The sequence below is a fragment of the Kribbella voronezhensis genome (assembly GCF_004365175.1).
GTDB classification, from domain to species: Bacteria; Actinomycetota; Actinomycetes; order Propionibacteriales; family Kribbellaceae; genus Kribbella; species Kribbella voronezhensis.
The window spans coordinates 355943-375788 of the sequence record NZ_SOCE01000002.1; the positions used below are offsets into that span (position 1 = coordinate 355943).

A 19846-nucleotide genomic window follows, 5' to 3' on the forward strand; every position below is an offset into this window, starting at 1 on the left:
GGCGCCCGTCGGGCGAACCGATGACGGGTGGCGCGGCGGCAGGGTTGGACGAGCGGACCGGACGGGAGCTGCGCGGGCTCGCCCGCGTGCTGGTCCGGTCGGGCTACGCCGACCGTGCCGCCGTCACCGCCGCCCTCACCGAGGCGGTGACGGAGGATGCGCCCAGCGCGGACCCGGCGACGCTGGTTCCGGAGCTGATCGACGAGGCTCTCCAGGCCGTGCGTGAGGACGCGAAGGGCTGGCCTGGTGAGACGGACGTCGACCGGCTGGACGTGGTACTGGGTGAGTTGGAGGCGCTGGGGGTCGTGGTGGTGCGGTACTGCGCCGATCACCACGAGGCGCGGAAGGCGCTGGAGGCAGCGGCGGATCCGAAGGGTCTGGTGTTCTTCACCGACACCGATGTCTGGCACGCGGTCGACTTCGGGATGCTGGAGTTGAAGGTCTGGCACCCGGACACGGCCAATGTCGCACCCGGCGAGCCGCTGCTGGACGACGTACTGGCTCTGCTTCATGAACGTGACCTCCCCGCGGTCTTCGACGAGGGCCGCATCGAGGTCTCCCTGGACTGGCATCGGAGGGTTCGGCTGTGACGGTGATCGGCGTGTTCGCCCTGCAGGGCAATGTCCGCGAGCATCTCGCGATGCTGGCGCAGGTCGGCGTCGAGGCACGCCCGGTACGCCGGCCGTCGGAGCTGGCCGAGGTCGACGGGCTCGTGCTGCCCGGCGGCGAGTCGACCACGATGGACAAGCTTGCCCGCTCGTTCGAGTTGTTCGAGCCGCTGCAGAAGCGGATCGCGGACGGGATGCCGACGTTCGGGACCTGCGCCGGGATGATCATGCTGGCGAACGAGATCACCGGCGGGATCGAGGGCCAGGAGACGCTCGGCGGACTCGACGTGACCGTACGGCGGAACGCCTTCGGGCGGCAGGTGGACTCGTTCGAGGCCGACCTGAAGTTCGCGGCTTTCGACTCGCCGTACCACGCGGTGTTCATCCGGGCACCGTGGGTGGAACGGGTCGGTAGGGACGTCGAAGTACTCTCGACGGTGAGGTCGGGCCCCGCCGAAGGTAGGATCGTCGCGGTTCGCCACGATCGGCTGCTGGCCACGTCGTTCCACCCCGAGATGACGGGTGACGCCCGGCTGCACGGATACTTCGCCGATCTGGTGCGCGACCTCTAAGTCAGCAGCAGGCGGTAGAAGGGTTGGGTTCGCGATGTCAGGCCACTCCAAATGGGCCACCACCAAGCACAAGAAAGCGGTCATCGACTCGAGGCGCGCCAAGCTCTTCGCGAAGCTGATCAAGAACATCGAGGTGGCCGCCCGGACCGGCGGCGGTGATCTGGCCGGCAACCCGACCCTGTACGACGCGGTCCAGAAGGCGAAGAAGTCGTCGGTCCCGAACGACAACATCGACCGCGCGGTCAAGCGTGGCTCCGGCGCCGAGGCCGGTGGCGCGGACTGGCAGTCGATTACGTACGAGGGCTACGGGCCGAACGGCGTCGCGATGCTGATCGAGTGCCTGACCGACAACCGGAACCGGGCCGCGGCCGACGTCCGGACCGCGATGACCCGCAACGGCGGCTCGCTCGCGGACCCGAACAGCGTCGCGTACCTGTTCAACCGCAAGGGCGTCATCGTGCTCGCCAAGGAGCAGGACGGCAAGAAGTTCACCGAGGACGACGTGATGGAGGCCGTCCTGGAGGCCGGCGCCGACGAAGTGAACGACCTCGGCGAGTCCTTCGAGGTGATCAGCGAGGCCTCGGACCTGGTCAAGGTCCGGACCGCGCTGCAGGAGGCCGGGATCGACTACGAGTCGGCCGACGCGTCGTTCGTGCCGTCGATGACGGTCGAGCTGGACGCCGAGGGCGCCGGCAAGATCTTCCGGCTGATCGACGCGCTCGAGGACAGCGACGACGTGCAGAACGTCTACGCCAACTTCGACATCTCCGACGAGGTCATGGAGCAGGTCGGCTGAGCCGACCCTCCGCTTGAACAGCAGGGCGTGTCTGGAAACCAGACACGCCCTGCTGTGCTTCTGTCATGACTTCACGACCGGTACGGCGGTCGCGCTCAGTCCGCCCAGTAGCGGTCGCCCACCAGCCCGAGCTCGCGGAGTCCGACGGCGACCAGGTCGGCATAGACGGTAGCGCCGTACTCCGGCGTGTGCGTGTCGTCCCGCTTCTCGCGGGTGAGGTAGAGCGCCTTGGCCTGCTCAGGACCGAGCCCCTCCACCACTGCTCGGCTCCGGGCCGTCAGATCGATCAGCGGCACGGCCTCGGTCGCCGCGACCGACCGCATCTCCGCAGGCAGGTCCACGCCCAGTCCGTTGACGATCAGCCCGGTCGAGTTGAGCGTGCTCCCGGTGAACCAGCGCCGGACGATCGGCGTCACCAGCACCGGCGACGCCCCACTCGCACGCACGCCCCGCACGATCTCGGTCAGATTGGCCCGGAACTGTTCGGCGGTCGTCTGCTTGTCGTTGTGGCCGAACTGGACCAGTACGACGTCGCCCGGTCGCAACTGAGGCTGCAGACCAGCCCACATCGCCGGCTCGGCCAGGAACGACACCGAGCTCTCACCCGAGCCGGAGTGGTTGACGACCGACAGTCCATGCCGGAACCACTTCGGAAGGCGCTGACCCCACCCGGTGTACGGCGGTGTCTCCTGGTCGGTCACGGTCGAGTCGCCGGCCACGAACAACCGGGGCGTCGCCGAAGCAGCCGACGCCAGACCGATCCCGCTGACCTTCGGCGCCGACCCGGAGAAGGTCAGCGTGAGCCCCGGCGTACCGGGGCCGCCGAAGCCGTTCTGCTGTCCCTCGGGTGACCTGACGTTCACGGTGAACGTACGCCGTACCAGCTCGCCTGCCCCCGTCTCGGTCGAGGCAACCATCAGCCGGCGCGCCTCGGCGTACACCTCGGTCCGAGCAGCCTCGTGCCGGTCGCCGAGCATCACCGTCACGTCGTAGTGACCAGGCGGTACGTCGAAGGTGCACGTGATCGGCTGTACGCCGCTGCAGTGCGAGAGCAACGCGGGGTCGGGATGCGGCGCCGGGCCGAGACCGCCGGCCGCCGCTGGCTGCGTGAAGGTCAGGCCGGCGCAGAGGGCCAGTGCGCCGGCGACGATGCGCGGGGTCATGGGTTCACGATCTGGTCGCCGACCAGGGCCAAGGTCTGGATCGCAGCAAGGCCGTAGAGCGCTGTGGTGTTGGTAGAGACCCACGTGGCGGCCTGTGTCGGGTTGAGCGTCTTGGTGACGGGCTGCGCGCTCCACGGCAGCGTCGGTGCATAGCCGTCGCCGGTGTAGAACTCCTTCCAGGCACGAGCGGCGAGGTCGTCCCGGTTGAGTCGTGCCGCCGCGTAGGCGGTGAGTCGCGCGTGGCCCTGCCGCAGGATGAGGTTGGGGAAGTACGCGCCGCACTCGGCCGTCTGCTCCTCGCGGGTGGCGTTGTAGAGCCGGCAGTACTGCAGCCAGGCCTTCTCGAACGCCGGCAGCTCCACCAGGTCGAGTAGTTCGGCGCAGATCTCCACCTGGCCGAACATCGCGCTCAGGTGCGAGACGTTGACCGTCTTCTCGGTGACCGGCGCGAACCGCCCGGTGTCCAGGTCGTACAGGCCGCTACCCGTCACGAGGCCGTTGGGCATGGCACCGATGGTCTCCATCGTCGCCAGCAACTTGGTCTTCGCCAGTTCGGCCTTCGGCCCGTGGCGTTCCCACTCGGTCAGCCAGGCGGCCGCCAGTCCACTCCAGTCGGTGCCGAGCCCGATCGACAAGGCATGCGGGTCCGGTGTGTACGGCTCGGTGCGGATCTTGCGGAGCGGGTCCAGTACCAGGAAGGTCCGGTCGGAGTCGACCAGTTCGGACAGTAGATCACCGGTGCGTTCGTCGGCCGTGAGGTAGTAGTAGAACCGCCGGTAGATCGCAGTACTGATCCGCTGTTGTTTGGCGCTGTCCGCCCAGTGCTGTACGCCGTGCCGCGTCCCCAGGCCGGCCCACTGGCCGAGGTGGTAGACGTCGACCTCACCAGTGTGTCGCGTCATCGCCTCGGCGAAGCGGAAGATGTCGGCCCGGCCGGACCGCAGGAACGAGTACCAGAGCCACAGATCCGGTGACAGCTCCGAGTTGTCCCACGCGTAGCCGCCCACGTCGTACCGCCAGACCAGCCGGTCCTCGTCGAACGTGTGCATGATGTCGCCGTAGTCCCAGAACCCGTACCAGTGCCGCTGCTCCACCTGGCCGCGGTAGTAGTCGAACAGGAAGTCCAGGTGGTCCTCGATCGCCTTCTTCGCCGGGTGCGAGCGGTCGACCGGCGTGACGAGGCCACCGAACACCTTCGTCGACACCAGTTGGTCCACCGGGTTCACCAGCTGCGGCGGAGTCCGCACCTGGTCGGCCATCGAGCTGAGCCGCTCGGCCGTCGGCGTCGCGGCCAGCGCCCAGAACGTCAACTCGCTGGTCCTGGCGATCCCGTACGGCGTACCGAAGCCCGGCTCGTAGTCCTCGTAGGTGATGTTGAGGCCCTCGAGCTGCTCCGGATAGGTGTCCTCGCCCATGTCGTCGTGGTAGAACCGCGTGTCCATCGCCCCGGCGTCGGGCGACCAGAGCCACACCGTCACCTCGGCTTCGGCGGTGTGCGCGTCGCGGATGTCGAGCTGGGTCGGATGCCGCTGCCAGAAGTCGCGCAACCCGAACGCCAGGCCACCACTGACCCCGCCCACGTAACCGAGACCGGGCGCGCGTTTGCCCTGGTCGACCGCGATCCAGCCGTACCCCTTCTTCGTCCGCTTCTTCACGGTGAAGCCGTCGGCCGACAGCTGGCTCAGCGTGTAGTCGCCCCATTCTGGGATGTACTGCAGCCGCGTCGTCACCCGCTGGTCCCAGGTAGCCGGATCGGGCAGCTTGGTCCCGGCGATCTGTGCAGCCCGGACAGCAGCCCCCGGATCGCGACGCAGCCCCGTGATGCCCTTCACCGCTTCGCTCAACGCGCCACCCGACTCACCGGCGAAGCGGATGTGCCGGTCGTACGACGCGTCGCGCAGCGGCACCCGGAACCGCACACCGAGCCCGGCGATGTAGTCGTGCTGACCATCGCGGTCGTACACGAACGTGTGCATCATCCGGACGTTCTCAGCGCCCGCGTAGAAGTACAGCCGGACCGTGAACGGCAGCCACGCCTTTCCCTTGGTGTTGGTGGTCGTGTGCTTGCCGGTGATCCGTACGACGGCGCGAACCGGACCGGACTGCTCGACGACCACGCTCTCGACGGAGCTCTCGAACCGCTCCCGGCTGACGCTGCCCTGCTCGTCCTCGGCGATCTTGTCCTGCTTGAGGTTGACCAGGGTGCCCTTGCGCGCGATCTCGACCCCGTCCCGCCAGAGCTGGCTGATCAGCTCCGAGCCGCTCTTGCGGATGCGAGCCTTGATCACCCCTGTGTCGACGTCGAGGTAGCTCTTCTCGTCCTTCACCGTCACAGCCGTGGCGGGTACGGCCGCAGTACCGGGCGCCAGTGTGTAGGAGTGAGCAGGGTTCGACGCGGCAATGGCGTGTGCGCTCCACTTCAGCGTGCCGTCCGGCCAGTACGCCGTCGGCCAGCTCTGCACCGGTACTGCGCTGCCGTCCGCCGCGGTGAGCGAGAACGTCTGCTCCGCACGTACCGCTCCCTTAGGCCAAGGCGTGCCCCACGTCGTCACGGCCGCGCTCGCCGGCCGGCCTTCGAGCCACGTCAGGTTCACCGCCGGTACTGCGGCCGGCCGCGCGGCCGCGGTGGGCAGGTCGATCAGGGAGGCCACCGGGGCGGCAGCCAAGGTGGCTAGGATTTGTCGACGGGTGATCTCCATGCTGTGGCACCTCTGTCAGGTCGATGGTCGGGGCGGTGTTCTCGAACGAGGGCAAGGTTCTGGATGGCGGCCAGGCCGTACTGGGCCGCGTCGTTGGTGCTCACGAAGGGCGCCTCGTCGACGGGCATCAAGGCACCGTCGATCGCGGTCGTTCGCCAGGCCGGTTCGCGTTGCAGGGCGTTGCGGTTGAGCTGGTCGCCTTCGTCGAGGAAGAACTTGCGCCAGGCCAGCTCCGCGAGCCCCACGTCGCCGGTGCGCGCGGCGGCGTACGCGGCGAGGCGGCTGTGCGCCTGGACCAGCGAGATCCCGGTCAACGCGTGGCCCAACTCTGCGACCTGCTGCTCGGCAGGAGCGAGGTACAGCCGGCAGTAGTCGAGCCATGCCTTCTCGAACCCTGGTACGTCGAGGTCGAGGTCGATCAGCTCGGAACAGATCTCGGGTAACCCGAAGACGGCAGACAGGTGCGACACCGAGACCGCCTTGCGGCCGGTGCCGAAGCGGCCGGTCGACAGGTCCAGCAGCGCTTGTCCGGTGAGGAATCCGTACGGCAGTGCGGCGATGTCGGCCATGGTTCCCATCAAGCGGGCCCGCGCCCGCTCGTCGCCGTACCGCTCCCACCGGGTCAGCCACGCCGCGGCCAGTGCTCCCCAGTCCACTCCCAGCCCGACCGACAGGGCCTGCGGGTCGGGAGTGTAGACATCGGTCCGCACCTTGCGCAGCGGATCGACCGCCAGGAAGGTGTTCTCGGCGTCGGCGAGCTCGTCGAGGAGGTCGCCGGTGCGCTCGTCGGCGGTCAGGTAGTAGTAGAAGCGCCGGTAGATCGCGCTGGAGATCCGGAGCTGCTTGCAGCTGCAACCCCAGTGCTGCACGTTGTGACGGGAGCCGAGCCCTTTCCAGCGGCCCAAGTGGTGTACGTCGACCTCGCCGGTGTGCCGCGTCATCGCCTCGGCGAAGCGGAATACGTCGGCGCGACCAGTGCGCAGGTACTGGTACCAGAGCCACAGATCCGGCGAGAGCTCCGAGTTGTCCCAGGCGTACCCGCCCACGTCGTACCGCCAGGTGTGCCGGTCGGCGTCGTAGGTGTGCATGACGTCGCCGTAGTCCCAGAAGCCGTACCAGCGACGCTGCTCGCGTTGACTCACGTAGTACTGGAAGAGGAAGTTCAGCCGGCCTTCGATGTCCTGGTGGTCCGAATCCGGGAGATCCCAACTGCCGAAGACACCGGCCTCGAGCAGGCGAGCGGGTGAGGCGGTCAGGAGACCGGGGGAGTTGAGGAGTTCCCCGTGCTCGGCCAGGTCGGCGGCAGTGGGGGTGGTGTCGTGGGCGCGCAGCGTGAGTTCGTGGGTGCGGGCGATGCCGTGGGCGTTGCCGAAACCCGGTTCGTAGTCCTCGTAGGTGATCTCCAGGCCTTCGAGTTGCTCGGCGAAGCTGTCCTGGTCCATCCCGTCATGCCAGTAGCGCAGGTCCATCGCCGGTGCGCTCGGCGACCACATCCAGACGGTCGCGGTGGCCGCGTCGGTCGCGGCGCCGCGGATGTCGAGGCGGGTCGGGTGCAGCTTCCAGAAGTCCCGCAGGCCGAAGCCGAGACCGCCGCTGACACCACCGACGTACCCGTACCCCGGTGACCTCGTCCCGGCCGGGATCGTCACCCAGGCCTGGCCCGGGCCGGTCCGCTTGCGAAGGGTGAAGCCGTCGGCGCTGCTCTGGTCCAGCGTGTAGTCGTTCCACTGCGGGATCAGGTGCAGACGCTCGGACACCTCCCGATTGCCGATCTCCCCGACCGGACGCCCGGCCACCTGCGCCCGCCGTACTGACTCGCCCGGGTCGCGGCGCAACCCGGTCAGGCCGCGCACCGCCTCGGTGAGAAATCCGGCCGGCCCAGCCAGCCGGACGTGGCGGTCGTGCGGCTCGTCGGACAGGGGTACGTCGGCGCTGAGTCCCAACCCTGCAAGGAAATCCCGGTCCGGATCACCGTCCCAGACAAAACTGTGAACGATCCGTACGTCGGTCGCGCCGGCGTAGAAGTAGAGGCGAACCGTGTACGGCAGCCAGTCGCCGTGGCGGCCTTCCAACCTGACCACCGCACGCACCGGGCCGTCCTGCTCTACGACGATCCGGTGCGTGGTCGCGGTCGTCTCCTGGCGGTCGCGACTGCCGTCCTCGTCCGGGGCGTCCTGGCGGAGGCTGACCAGCCGGACGTTCCGCGAGACCTCGCGCTCGCCGTACCGGATGGACGCGATGAGCTGCGGCTTCCGTAGTACCCAAGTGATCTCACCGGTGCTGACCCGGATCTCGTCATCGGTCGTGTTCACTTCGACCGGGTCGTCGGGAGCCGACGGCCTCTGGTTCGGCACGAGATCGTAGGAACCCGCCGGGTGTGCGGCCGGGCCGATTGCGTGGGCCGACCACTTGACCGAGCCGTCGGGCCAGGTCGCCGTGACCCAGCTCTGCAGCGCGGTGCCGTCGGCCAAGGCGAAGGTGCTGTCGGCAACGACCGTCCCACGCGGCCAGGGAACGCCACAGGTAACGCCTTGCCTGCAAGGGGTTTCGAGCCAGTGCAGGGTCGTCATTCCTTCACCGACCCGATCAGCACACCCTTGGCGAAGTGCTTCTGCAGGAACGGGTAGAACAACAGGATCGGCAGCGTCGCGACCACCACGACCGCGAACTTCAGGCCCTGCTCAGGGAACGACACGGTCTCCAGTTGCTGCAGTACGTTGGCCGAGTCCGCGTTCGCCGCGGTGAGTTGGCGGACGATCATCTGCAACGTCCACTTCTTGCTGTCGTCGATGTAGAGCAGCGGTGACATGTAGTCGTTCCAGATCGCCACCGCGTAGAACAGCGAGAAGGTCGCGATGATCGGTTTCGACAGCGGCAGCACGATCCACCAGAACACCTTCAGCTCGTTGCAGCCGTCGATCCGGGCCGCTTCTTCCAGCGCCTCGGGGAGTTCCTGGAAGAAGCTCTTCACGACGATCAGGTAGAACGGGTTGATGGCCAAGGGCAAGATCAACGCCAGATAGTTGTCCAGCAGGCCGAGATCACGCACCACCAGATAGGTCGGGATCATCCCGCCGCTGAAGACCAGCGTGAAGATCACCAGATTGAGGACCAGAGCCCGGCCCGGCAGGTACCGCTTGGCCAGTGGGTAGGCCATCGTCAGCGTAAGCAGGAGTTGCACGACCGTGCCGACGGCCGTCACGCAGATCGTCGTCAGCAGCGCCCGGACGAAGGTGTCGGTGGAGAAGATGTACTGGTAGGTGCTGATGACGAACTTCTGCGGCCAGAGGAAGAACGGCCGGGAGCTGATCTCGGACTCGGAGGCGAACGAGCCCGCGAGGACGTAGAGCAGCGGCAGCACCGTGACGACGGCCAGTCCCGTCAGCAGCAGCACGTTGGCGATGTCGAACGCGCGGCTGCCGGGGGAGTCGTAGTACCGGACGGTTTGTTTTCTCGCCATGATCACAGCCCCTTCTCAGAACAGTCCCCGCTGGCCGAGACGCTTGGCCAGCCGGTTGGAGCCGAAGATCAGTACGACGCCGATGACGCCCTTGAACAGGCCGACGGCGGTCGCGTAGCTGAACGAACCCTGGGTGATGCCGACGTAGTACACGAAGGTGTCGAACACGTCGGCCACGTCGCGGTTGAGCGAGGTCGTCATCAGCCAGATCTGCTCGAAGCCCGAATCCATCAGGTGGCCCGAGGTGAGGATCGCCATCACCACGATGGTCGGCTGGATCGCCGGCAGCGTGATGTGCCAGAACTGCCGCCAGCGGCCGGCGCCGTCCACCCGGGCCGCTTCGTACAGCTGCGAATCGACACCGGCCAGCGCCGCGAGGTAGATGATCGTGCCCCAGCCGGTCTGCTTCCAGAGCAGTTGCAGCACGATCAGCGGCCGGAACCAGCCGGCCTGCGCGACGTAGTCCACCTTCGGCCCGCCGGTCAGGCTGTGCACCCAGCCGGCGATCACGCCGAAGTCCACCGAGAACAACAGGTAGGTCAGCGACGCGACGATCGTCCAGGACAGGAAGTGCGGGATGTAGATCAGCGACTGCACGGACCGCTTGACGACCTTCATCCGCAGTTCGTTCAGCATCAGCGCGACCACGATCGGTGCCGGGAAGACGAACACGATCGTGAGCAGCGCCAGCAGCAGCGTGTTGAACATCAACCTGCCGAAGTCCGGCCCGGTGAACAGTTCGCGGAAGTGCTCGAGTCCCACCCACTGGCTGCCGGAGTAGCCGAGGAAGGGCACGTAGTCCTTGAAGGCGATCGTCAGGCCGTACATCGGCAGGTACTTGAAGAGGGCGAAGTACGCCAGGCCGGGCAGCAGCATCACGTACAGCCAGCGGTAGCGCAGCAACTCGCGTCCCAGCGGTCGTCGCGGCTTCCGCGGCGGGGCCTGCTTCACCTCAGCGGCGGGGGGCACCACCTGGTTCGGCGCCAGATCGGTGGCCATGGCGCCCTCCCTTCGGATCGAGGGGGCCCGGACACCTCCGGGCCCCGCGCAAGTGGGTCAGCCGCCGACCTTGGCAGCCAGCTCGTTGGTCTCCTTGGCGATCTGCGTGCCGCCGCTGTCGTACCAGCGCTTGATCTCCGCCTTCAGCTGGTCCTCGGTGATCGCACCGGACAGGTACTTGATCCGCGCGTCGGGGATGATGTTCTGCAGCGACTGACCCTTCGAGATCGAGGTCGGCGCGATCACCCCGAGCACCGGATTGAACACCGCGGTCTTCAGGTCCTCGTTCATCAGCACGTCGAACTCCTCCCGCATCGCCCGGCTGGCCGCGTCGTTCGGCTTCAGCTGGTAGGCGCCCATCCCGACGCTGGCCCGGGTGCCCAGCTGGATGAAGGCCTTGTCGACGTCGTTCTGGATCGCCTTCACCTTCGGGTCGTCCTGGTTGATCGGTACGGCGTACTTGCCGTCGGCCTTGAAGTTGCGGCCCTCGATCCCGTTGGTGAGCAGGACCGAGCCCTCCTTGGACTCCAGCTTGTCCAGCGCCTGCAGCACCTGGTCGAGCTGCTCCTCGGTGCGGATGTGCTGCTTGGAGACCGCGATCACCATGTTGTAGCCGGTGAACGGGTAGGAGTACTTCTTGCCGTCGGGAAGCGACAGGTTGCCGACCAAAGTGACCTTGTCGAAGTCCTTGGGGTTCTTCTCCTTGAACAGGTCGAGCAGCTGGGTCGCCCGGACGTTGACGTCGATGATCATGCCGCCCTTGCCCTGCACGAACGGGTCGTTCCAGTTCGCGCTGTCCAAGGTGGCGAAGTCAGGATTCACCAGGCCCTCGGTCACCCACTTGCGCAACCAGCGCTCCGCCGTGAGGAACTCAGGCGTGTCGAAGCCCGGGACCAGCTTGCCGTTGCGCTCGCCCCAGCCGTTCGGCGCACCGAACCAGGTCTCGACCACGTCGTACGGGCTGGCGCTGGCGTAGAAGCCGGGCCACTTCGGGATGATCAGGCCGTAGGTGTCCTTCTTGCCGTTGCCGTCCGGGTCGCGCTCGGTGAACGCCTTGGCGACGGCGTACAGGTCGTCGACGGTCTTCGGCTCCTGCAGGCCGAGCTTGGCCAGCCAGTCCTTGCGGATCACGATGCCGGAGCGCAGCAGCGGCCGGACCCGGTAGATGCCGTAGGTCTTGCCGTTGACCGTGGTGTTCTTGGCGGTCTGCTCGTCGGCGGGCTTGAGGTTCGGGTACTTGTCGAGCTTGCCGGTCAGGTCCCAGAAGGCGCCGGCCTCGGCCGCCTTGACGAACGACGGGCCCTTCTCGTTGACCACCATCAGGTCGGGGATGCTGTCCGAGGCCAGCGTGACGTTGGTCTTGTCGCCGTACTCCGCGTTCGGCACCCAGGTGATCTTGAGTTTCTTGCCGACCAGTTTCTCGACGGCCTGCTGCAGTTCGCCGCTGGGGTCGGGTGCGGTGCCGAACAGCGGCGCCATCACCGTCAGTTCGTTGCTCGAGGCTTGCTGTTCTTTGTCGCCGCTGCCGGAGCAGGCGGTGGCGAGCAGTGCCGTCGCGGAGACGACGGCGACGGCGAGGCGCCGACGGGACAGGATGGTCATGAGTTCCCTTTCAGATGCAGGCGCGCCTCGTTCTCGGCGAAGAAGCGCAGGCAGAGCCAGGTGTTCAGCTGGATCCAGCCGCCGGCCGCCAGGACCAGCCCGACCACCGGCAAGGTCGTGGACAGGTAGGCGATGGTGACGAAGACGAAGAGCAGGACGACGGACGACGCCGGGTGCGAGATCGCCATCAGCGAGGCCTTGGGCAGCAGGTCGCGCGGCCGGAGGTCGTAGTGAACGGCCATCGGCAGCAGGTAGGCCGCGATCACCGTGAGCACGCCCAGCGCGACGAAGCAGGCGAGCCGGGGGATCGACGCCCGCGCCCCGAGGGACGCGAAGTACAGGTAGTTGCCGGTGAGGACGACCGCCACGGTCAGCAGCGGCAGCACCACGACAGCGCCCCGGGCGAATTCCCGGCGAAAGCCGGCCCGGAAGGCAGGCAAGGCGTGAAACGATTCACCCGAAGACCTGCGTCTGGCCAGGGAATATGCTGTGAGCGTGGCCGGGCCGACACCCAGCGCGACACCGCCCAGCAGCGTGAAGGCGAGCAGGAGGAAGTTGAGCTTGATCGCCCAGACGAGTTCGTCCGCCGCGTCGTAGAGACGGATCGACCAACCCTGCGTACTCATCTGCGGCCAGGGCCGGGCCGCGGCCACGTCCTGATCGGGGTTTGTTTCACGGACCTACCTGCCTTGAGACGAGGCTGTTACGGGTGAAAAGTGTTGTGACCGTATAGTTGAATCGTCTCAATGTCAACGCTTCGGAAAGCGTTTGTCAGGCATCGGGCAAGCGGTTGCCCGAAGCCGTTCTCAGGGCCGGGAAATCCGCAGGTTCGCGTACTCGCCGATCATCGGCGCCATCTGCCGGAAGCCGAGCTTGCCGCCGCCGAGCGGATGCTCGTCGCGCCAGCTGAACGAGACCAGGCCGTTGATCGCGAAGGTGATCAGGCCGTCCTGGATCGACAGCCTCAGTGCGTACGGGCCTGCGGCGTCCATGACCGAGGGGAGCGGGTCGGGTCCCTGGGCGACGAGGTGAAAGCCGTAGCTCTTGCGCAGATTGCAGGTGTGCAGAGCGCGCTCGGCCGGCCAGCGGCGGCGGAAGTACGACACGTGATAGGTGTCCAGGTCGCCGTGGTGGTACTGCTCGTACGGCCCGGTCCTCGGTGCGAGGTCGAAGAGATCCTCGCCGTCGCGGCCCTTGGCGTGGAAGAACAGGATGCACAGCCCGGGCTCGCGGATCGGCCAGAAATCCCACTCCACCGTGACGTCGGGCCCGAAGTCCTCCGGGCACCAGAGCACGACGTTCGCATCCTGCCCGTCCGCCGGCGGACGCTTGCTCTCCAGCCGCAGCCGGCCGAGCGGGAAGGAGACCGCGCCGTCGCCTTCCAGTCTCCAGCCGTCCAGGTCGGCAGCCGAGGCCAACGCGTTCCGGTAGCTCATCATCAGTCCCGGGTGTAGTCGCTGGACTGGCGGACGACGAGATCCGGCTGGAAGATCACCTGGCGGTGGCTGTGCCGCTCGGCGTCCTCGACCTCCTCCTGCAGAAGCTGCATCGCGGTCCGGCCGAGCTGCCCGGCCGGCTGCCGGACCGACGACAGCGGTACGGCGGCAGCGGCGGCGAACCCGATGTCGTCGTACCCGACGATCGCCATGTCCTGCGGCACCCGGAGACCCGCCGCGGCCATCGCCTGCAGGAATCCGAGCGCCAGCAGATCGTTGCCGCAGAAGGCCGCGGTCGGGCGGGAGCGGCGAGGGAGGGCGGCGATCTTCTCGCCGGCCTCGCGACCGTGCGCGACGCCCATGACGGCGACCTCGAAGGTCTGCAACTCGACGTCGCCGGCCTTCTCGACGGTGCCGGTGATCCCGGCCAGCCGGTCCGCCACCTGTTGCATGCCGAGCGGTCCGCCGATGAAGGCGATCCGCCGATGGCCCGACTCGATCAGGTGCTGGCCGGCCAGTCGTCCGCCGACCTGGTCGTCCACCGAGACCGAGCACAGGCCGCTGTCGGCGGTTCGGTCGACGAGGACCACTGGCGTACCGCGGGCGACCAGCGCGTGCAGACCTGGGTCCGTGCTGTCGTACGGCGTGATGAGAATGCCGAACACGCGTTGCTGTTCGAGCTGGTCGAGGTGATGACCCTCGCGCACCGGATCGGTCTTGCTGTTGCAGAGCATCACCACGATGTCGTGCTCGTAGGCGACCTCGTCGGCGCCTTCGGCGAGGTCGGTGAAGAACGGGTTGGCCACGTCGAACACCACCAGGCCGACGGTCCGGCCGCGACCGAGGCGCAGATGCCGGGCGGCCTCGTTGCGCACGAAACCGAGCTCGCGGATGGTGTCCAGCACCCGTTGCCGGGTCTTGGGCGCCACGATCGACGGACGGTTCAGGACATTGCTGACCGTCCCGACCGAGACCCCGGCGTGCTGCGCGACCTCCTTGATGCTGGGAGTTGCCATCGCTCCTCATGTCACCGCCGCCGACTCGGACGACCAGCTTATCGGCGCCGGATTGAATCGTCTAAATCACCGGTTCAACGCCGCTCGACAAGCTAAGTGACTGCCGAGTAACATCCTCGCCATGGCCACTCAAGTGCTCGGCATGTGGGAGAGACTGCGCGGGATGCCCGGTGGGACGAGGCTGTTCTCGGTCGCGTTCACCTGGAAGGCGCCCTACTTCCGTTCGGTCCGGCCGCGGTTCGTGCAGGTCAGCCCGAACTACGCCGCACTCGTGCTGCCGAAGCGGCGGGCGGTGCAGAACCACATCGGTACCGTGCATGCCATTGCCGTGTGCAACGGTCTGGAGGCGGCCATGGGTGCCCTTGCCGAGGCGACGGTGCCCAGCGGGAAGCGCTGGCTGCCCAAGGGAATGGAGATCGCGTACCTCGCCAGGTCGACCTCGGATCTCACCTGCTCGGCCGAGACCGACCCGGACGCCTGGAGCGCCGGTCCCGACGTACCGGTGCGGGTGAAGGCGGTCCGCTCCGACGGTACCGTGGTGGTCGAGGGCACGATCAACCTGTGGGTCACCGACCGGAAGAAGTAATGCCCTCGCCTGGCCTCAACCAGGCGTCGTAGGGTCGTGCCGTGACTGATGCTTTGCGACTCGTCGACATCGCCGCCGAACACCTCGACGACGTGGTCCGGGTCCGGTCCAGATCGTTCGGCCCACTGGACGCGGCCAGCCGGGAGAACTGGATCAAGGACGCCAAGGAGTTCGTCGACGACGGCCGTTTCCTCGGGGTGACGGACGGCGACGAGGTCGTCGCGGGCGCCCGGTTCTGGGACTTCCAGCAGTGGTGGGGCGGCCGGCAGGTGCCGATGGCCGGAGTCGCGGGAGTCGTCGTCTCACCGGAGTACAGAGGTCGTGGCGTCGGCAGTCTGATGATGCGCGGCGTGCTGCAGCGAGCGGTGGAGAAGGGGTATCCGCTGACCGCGCTGTATCCGGCGACCACGGTGATCTATCGCCAACTCGGGTACGAGTTCGGTGGCGGGCGCTATCGGTTCAGCTTCCCCGCGGCCGGCCTGCGAGCCCTTGGTGGCAAGGAAGTCGCCGTACGCCGGGCAGGTGCCGACGACGCCGCTCGGATCCTCGAGTTGGTCGCCCAGGCACACACTGCGGGTCGTACCAGTGGTCCGCTGGTCTGGGCAGAGTCCAAGGTCGCCGACTGGCTCGCGGACGACGACAACTTCGGTTATCTCGCAGAAGACGGCTTCGTCGTCTACAACTGGGACGGCGGCGACCTGCGGGTCGACGAGATCATCGCCGGCTCCGAAGCGACCGCACGCGCTCTGTGGGCCACTGTCGGCTCCGGCTCGTCCATCGCCCGCACTGTGAATGCGTACGTCCCACCCACCGACCCGATCCATCTCCTGATCGAGCACGAGGCCGACAAGCAAGCGCAGCTCCAGCGATGGATGCTGCGCCTTCTCGACGCACCCGCAGCCATCGCGGCCCGCGGCTTCGCGCTCGGAGCGTCGCTGGAGGTCGACTTGGAACTCGACGACCCCGAACTGCCGAGCAACACCGGCCGCTGGCACCTGTCCGTCGCTGACGGCGCCGGCGCGCTCACATCCTCCACCGCCAGCGGCGAGGCCCTTCGCCTCAACGCCCGCGGCCTGGCCGCCCTGTACGCCGGTACGCCGCTCGCCACCCTGCGCCGCGCCGGTCTCGCCCTCGGCGGCTCACCGGCGAACGATCCCGCTCTGGACACCGCCTTCACCAGCGCGTCGTACATGCTCGACTACTTCTAAGCAGCGGCTAAGAATCGCGTCCCTACTCTGTGCCCTCCTCAACTTCTACAGGAGGGCACCGCCCCATGTTCGACACGATCAACGGTCTGCCGATCCATCCCCTCGTGGTCCACGCCGTCGTGGTCCTGTTGCCCGTCACGATCCTGGGCGTGCTCGCCCTGGTGATCCGCCCGGCCTGGCGAGCTCGGTACGGCGTGCTGGTTGCCGCCTGTGCTCTGGTCGTCACCCTGCTCATCCCGGTAGCCACCTCCAGCGGCGAGTCTCTGGAGAAGCACGTCGGGGATCCGGGGGAACACGCCGAGCTGGGTGACCAGCTGATCTGGTTCGCCGTGCCGTTGCTGATCACGGCCGTCGCTCTGGTGCTGGTCGACCGGGGGATCACCGACCGGATCGCACGACGCCCGCTGGCGGGGACTGTGATCTCTGTGGTCGCAGTGCTCGCGGCAGTTGCCGCAGGCGTACAGGTCTACCGGGTCGGCGAGTCGGGAGCACGGGCTGCCTGGGGCGACCAGGTCGGCGGGCAGGCACAGCACCGCTGAGCGGTCGGCGCGTCGATTTCTTGGTGGGCGAGTGGGCTACTAGGGTTGTCGAACACACGTTCGGAGGTAGTCCATGCGCGTACTGGGTGTCGACCCTGGTCTGACCAGGTGCGGCCTCGGCGTCGTCGAGGGGACCCCCGGACGGCCGCCGAGGCTGATCGCCGTCGGCCTGATCAAGACGCCCGCCGACCTGGACGTGGCCAAACGGCTGGTCCGGATCGAGGCCGGGATCGACGAGTGGATCACCGAGCATCAGCCGGACGCGGTCGCGGTCGAGCGCGTGTTCGCGCAGCACAACGTGCGGACGGTGATGGGGACGGCCCAGGCCTCCGGGGTCGCGATGGTGGTTGCTGCCAGGCGTGGCTTGCCGGTGGCGCTGCACACGCCGAGTGAGGTGAAGGCTGCCGTCACCGGATCGGGTCGCGCCGGCAAGGAGCAGGTGACGACGATGGTCACCCGGATCCTGAAGCTCGATGTGCGTCCGACCCCTGCCGACGCCGCGGACGCGCTCGCCCTGGCGATCTGCCATGTCTGGCGCGGTGGCGTGACGAGCAGGCTGCAGGAGGCCGCTGGAAGCCGGGCCGAGCTGGAGGCGAAGGCCCAGGCGCAGTCCCGGCTGCAGGTGGCGAGGCTGCGGGCCGCGGTCGCGGCGCAGAGTGGGCAACGATGACGACGGCGGCGCGCCTGTTCGCAGTACGGGACGGCGGCGCGGCTCTTGGTAGGACGCAGGCGACGGCGGGCGGTCGGCCCGCAGTACGGGGAGGTTGGCGATGATCGCGTTCGTGCGTGGCCCGGTGGCCGCGATCGGGCTGGACAGTTGCGTGATCGAGGTCGGGGGAGTGGGGCTGCAGCTCTACTGCCACCCGGGAACGCTGGCGACGCTGCGGCCGGGGCAGGAGTTCAAGCTGGCCACCTCGATGGTGGTGCGGGAGGACTCGCTGACGCTGTACGGGTTCGCGGACGCAGACGAGAAGGAGCTGTTCGAGCTGCTGCAGACCGCGTCGGGTGTGGGTCCGAAGCTGGCCCAGGCGGCGCTCGCGGTACTGAGCCCGGATCAGCTGCGACAGGCTGTCGCGCACGAGGACCTGGCGATGCTGGTGAAGATCCCAGGCGTAGGTAAGAAGGTCGCGCAGAGACTCGTGCTGGAGTTGAAGGACAAGATCGGTGCGCCGTCGCGGGTGGTGGCCGGACGGCCGCTGCACTCGAGCGAGGCTTGGCGCGAGCAGGTTCATGCCGGTCTGGTCGGCCTCGGCTGGTCGGCGCGCGACGCGGACGACGCGGTCATCGCGGTGTCGCCATTGGCCGCGGACAGTACCGAGCCGTCGGTGCCCGATCTCCTTCGGGCCGCCCTGCGCGCCCTGTCGAAGGCATAAGGGATGGAAGACAACGTCCGGCCGCTGGTGTCGGCAGACCTGGCGGATCTCGAGGAACGCAAGATCGAGTCCGCGCTGCGACCGCGCACGCTGGCGGAGTTCGGCGGTCAGCGCCGGGTGAGCGAGCAGCTCGAACTGGTTCTGCACGCGGCCCGCGGTCGCAACCGGGCTCCTGATCACGTGTTGCTGTCCGGTCCGCCCGGGCTCGGCAAGACCACGCTGGCCATGATCATCGCCAGCGAACTGTCGGCGCCGCTGCGAGTGACGAGCGGGCCGGCGATCCAGCATGCGGGTGACCTCGCCGCGATCCTGTCCGGGCTGAACGAGGGCGAAGTGCTGTTCCTGGACGAGATCCACCGGATGTCGCGTCCGGCCGAGGAACTGCTCTACATGGCGATGGAGGACTTCCGGGTCGACGTGATCGTCGGCAAGGGGCCGGGCGCGACCGCGATCCCACTGGAGATCCCGCCGTTCACGCTGGTCGGGGCCACCACCCGGGCGGGCCTGCTGCCGGGGCCGCTGCGGGACAGGTTCGGGTTCACCGGGCACCTGGAGTTCTACGAGGCCGCCGAGCTGGAGAAGATCATCAAGCGCTCGGCCGCGCTGCTCGAGGTCGACATCACCAACGAGGCCGCGGCCGAGATCGCGTCCCGGTCCCGGGGCACACCCCGGATCGCGAACCGGCTGCTCCGCCGGGTCCGCGACTTCGCCGAGGTGCGGGCGGACGGAATCGTCACGATCGCCTTGTCGAGATCCGCGCTCGAGCTGTACGAGGTGGACAAGATGGGCCTGGACCGGCTGGACCGGTCGGTGCTGGAGGCGCTGTGCCGGCGCTTCGGCGGGGGACCGGTCGGCCTGTCCACGCTCGCGGTCGCCGTCGGCGAGGAACGCGAGACGGTGGAAGAGGTCGCCGAGCCGTTCCTGGTCCGCTCCGGCTACCTGGCCCGTACGCCGCGTGGCCGGGTCGCCACCCCGGCGGCCTGGCGGCACCTCGGCCTCGCCGTACCGAAGGGTGCGACGTTCGCCGACACCCTCTTCGACACCGAGGACGAGTAATTCCGCGTCGGTACGGTCGTTTCGACCCAGCTTGCAGCTTTTGACATCGGTCCCGGGCGCGGGTCGGATGGTGGGCACGATCCGGCCGCCGGGGTCGTTGGAAGGGGTGACGAGTAACGCAAACGTGACCCCCTGTCATGAGGTACTTCTCGCCGCTCAGGGTTAGACTCCCCGGTGGCCTGACCTCGGCCATCCCGCCGTACCCTGCGCGCCTGAGCAGAGCGCGCAGGACACCCGTACTCTCGACGAAGGATTCTGAGTCCCGATGCAACTGATCGCCGTACCGATGGCCTCCTCCGGCGGAGGGGGCATCACGCTCCTGCTTCCGCTCGTCCTGATCGTCGGGATGATCTGGTTCATGAGCCGGACCCAGAAGAAGCAGCGCCAGAAGCAGGCCGACACGGTCGCCATGCTGACGCCCGGCACCAAGGTGATCACCACCAGCGGGATGGTCGGCATCGTCGAGGAGGTCGACGACGAGTACGTGACGCTGGAGATCTCCGAGGGCGTCCTGATCCAGCTCGTCAAGGCCGCGGTCGGCCGCGTGATCCCGGACGACGCCGAGGCGCCGGCCGACGAGGCCGCCGGCACCGAGGAGCCGGCCGACGAGGTCGCGGCGGAAGAGGCCCGTGACACGGTCGACGTACCGGAGACCGGTGGCAAGGTGCAGGACAAGGCGAAGCTGCCGCCCACGCACACCGAGAACTGATTTTCCGTCCTATCGGCGTGCGGC

Annotated in this window: 19 protein-coding genes; 10 read left to right on the forward strand and 9 right to left on the reverse strand. The window is 67.9% G+C overall.

The features are described from left to right. Positions 1-20: 20 nt before the first annotated feature. From EV138_RS37440 to EV138_RS29050, 3 genes are read left to right on the forward strand one after another with little or no spacing between them, the layout of a single operon-like run. On the forward strand, positions 21-590 hold the full coding sequence (locus EV138_RS37440; RefSeq protein ID WP_166678785.1) for a DUF6891 domain-containing protein: 570 nt from the start codon (positions 21-23) through the stop codon (positions 588-590). After that, positions 587-1180 (forward strand): pyridoxal 5'-phosphate synthase glutaminase subunit PdxT, encoded by a 594-nt coding sequence (pdxT, locus tag EV138_RS29045; RefSeq protein ID WP_133982661.1) that lies wholly within the window; start codon positions 587-589, stop codon positions 1178-1180. The genes EV138_RS37440 and pdxT overlap by 4 nt, the downstream gene beginning before the upstream one ends. A 34-nt stretch (positions 1181-1214) precedes the next feature. After that, complete coding sequence (locus EV138_RS29050) at positions 1215-1976, forward strand: YebC/PmpR family DNA-binding transcriptional regulator (RefSeq protein WP_133982663.1); 762 nt, start codon at positions 1215-1217, stop codon at positions 1974-1976. Positions 1977-2071: 95 nt separating this feature from the next. Here EV138_RS29050 and EV138_RS29055 read toward each other — a convergent pair whose 3' ends face one another. From EV138_RS29055 to EV138_RS29095, 9 genes are all read right to left on the reverse strand, one after another. Next, positions 2072-3139, reverse strand: coding sequence for a rhamnogalacturonan acetylesterase (locus EV138_RS29055; RefSeq protein WP_133982665.1), 1068 nt, complete (start codon positions 3137-3139; stop codon positions 2072-2074). Next, positions 3136-5838, reverse strand: coding sequence for an exo-rhamnogalacturonan lyase family protein (locus tag EV138_RS29060; protein ID WP_133982667.1), 2703 nt, complete (start codon positions 5836-5838; stop codon positions 3136-3138). The genes EV138_RS29055 and EV138_RS29060 overlap by 4 nt, the downstream gene beginning before the upstream one ends. Next, on the reverse strand, positions 5811-8408 hold the full coding sequence (locus EV138_RS29065; protein ID WP_133982669.1) for an exo-rhamnogalacturonan lyase family protein: 2598 nt from the start codon (positions 8406-8408) through the stop codon (positions 5811-5813). Before EV138_RS29065 ends, EV138_RS29060 begins: the two co-directional genes overlap by 28 nt. Continuing rightward, complete coding sequence (locus EV138_RS29070) at positions 8405-9298, reverse strand: carbohydrate ABC transporter permease (protein WP_133982672.1); 894 nt, start codon at positions 9296-9298, stop codon at positions 8405-8407. Before EV138_RS29070 ends, EV138_RS29065 begins: the two co-directional genes overlap by 4 nt. 15 nt (positions 9299-9313) lie before the next feature. Beyond that, on the reverse strand, positions 9314-10297 hold the full coding sequence (locus EV138_RS29075) for an ABC transporter permease (RefSeq protein WP_133982674.1): 984 nt from the start codon (positions 10295-10297) through the stop codon (positions 9314-9316). Between the two features lie 57 nt (positions 10298-10354). Then, complete coding sequence (locus EV138_RS29080; protein WP_133982676.1) at positions 10355-11899, reverse strand: extracellular solute-binding protein; 1545 nt, start codon at positions 11897-11899, stop codon at positions 10355-10357. Further along, a complete protein-coding gene (locus EV138_RS29085; RefSeq protein WP_133982678.1) occupies positions 11896-12525 on the reverse strand; it encodes a YesL family protein in 630 nt (209 codons plus the stop codon). The genes EV138_RS29080 and EV138_RS29085 overlap by 4 nt, the downstream gene beginning before the upstream one ends. Positions 12526-12705: 180 nt before the next feature. Next, on the reverse strand, positions 12706-13338 hold the full coding sequence (locus tag EV138_RS29090) for a DUF1961 family protein (RefSeq protein WP_238158489.1): 633 nt from the start codon (positions 13336-13338) through the stop codon (positions 12706-12708). Continuing rightward, complete coding sequence (locus tag EV138_RS29095) at positions 13338-14351, reverse strand: LacI family DNA-binding transcriptional regulator (protein ID WP_133982680.1); 1014 nt, start codon at positions 14349-14351, stop codon at positions 13338-13340. Before EV138_RS29095 ends, EV138_RS29090 begins: the two co-directional genes overlap by 1 nt. Positions 14352-14472: 121 nt before the next feature. Here EV138_RS29095 and EV138_RS29100 point away from each other — a divergent pair, with 121 nt between their 5' ends. The 7 genes from EV138_RS29100 (at position 14473) to yajC (ending at position 19822) form a co-directional block, all read left to right on the forward strand. Next, positions 14473-14937 (forward strand): hotdog fold domain-containing protein, encoded by a 465-nt coding sequence (locus EV138_RS29100; RefSeq protein WP_133982682.1) that lies wholly within the window; start codon positions 14473-14475, stop codon positions 14935-14937. A 41-nt stretch (positions 14938-14978) separates the two neighbouring features. Next, positions 14979-16145 (forward strand): GNAT family N-acetyltransferase, encoded by a 1167-nt coding sequence (locus EV138_RS29105; protein WP_133982684.1) that lies wholly within the window; start codon positions 14979-14981, stop codon positions 16143-16145. A 65-nt stretch (positions 16146-16210) separates the two neighbouring features. Then, positions 16211-16684, forward strand: coding sequence for a DUF2231 domain-containing protein (locus tag EV138_RS29110; protein WP_133982686.1), 474 nt, complete (start codon positions 16211-16213; stop codon positions 16682-16684). 82 nt (positions 16685-16766) lie between these two features. After that, positions 16767-17354 carry a crossover junction endodeoxyribonuclease RuvC gene (gene ruvC, locus EV138_RS29115; protein WP_202867054.1) on the forward strand — a complete coding sequence of 196 codons (588 nt, stop codon included), beginning with the start codon at positions 16767-16769 and terminating at the stop codon, positions 17352-17354. 100 nt (positions 17355-17454) lie between these two features. Continuing rightward, entirely contained in the window at positions 17455-18057 is a 603-nt protein-coding gene (gene ruvA / locus EV138_RS29120) for a Holliday junction branch migration protein RuvA (RefSeq protein WP_133982690.1), read from the forward strand. A gap of 3 nt (positions 18058-18060) precedes the next feature. Continuing rightward, positions 18061-19113: a Holliday junction branch migration DNA helicase RuvB gene (gene ruvB / locus EV138_RS29125; protein ID WP_133982692.1), complete on the forward strand. Its 1053-nt coding sequence runs from the start codon at positions 18061-18063 to the stop codon at positions 19111-19113. Between the two features lie 265 nt (positions 19114-19378). After that, entirely contained in the window at positions 19379-19822 is a 444-nt protein-coding gene (gene yajC / locus EV138_RS29130) for a preprotein translocase subunit YajC (RefSeq protein WP_133982694.1), read from the forward strand. The last annotated feature ends 24 nt before the right edge of the window (positions 19823-19846 follow it).